This is a genomic window from Salmonella sp. SAL4457, assembly GCF_046548235.1.
Taxonomy (GTDB): Bacteria; Pseudomonadota; Gammaproteobacteria; order Enterobacterales; family Enterobacteriaceae; genus Salmonella; species Salmonella enterica.
Map to the genome: position 1 here is coordinate 1 of NZ_JBGDZO010001114.1, position 246 is coordinate 246.

The window sequence follows — 246 nt, forward strand, 5'->3', positions numbered from 1 at the left end:
GTATGCGGTGCTGGCGTACACGGTCGCGCAGCGCACGCAAGAAATTGGCGTCCGCATGGCGCTCGGCGCCGAACGCGGACAAGTGTTGGCGCTGGTGCTGCGAAAGGGCTTCATCCTCACGGTTGCCGGCATCACGCTGGGAGTGATTGGAGCTGCTGCGATCTCGCGCGTTCTGCTGGGCATGCTTGACGGGATTACGCCGCTCGACCCGGTGACGTTCGTGGCTGTCGCGCTCGCGTTTGGCCT

1 protein-coding gene is annotated in these 246 nt (G+C 65.0%); it reads left to right on the top strand.

From position 1 onward, the window contains the following. Positions 1-246: FtsX-like permease family protein (locus ACLJNW_RS27645; RefSeq protein ID WP_410961765.1), on the top strand; the 246-nt coding region annotated here is incomplete at both ends.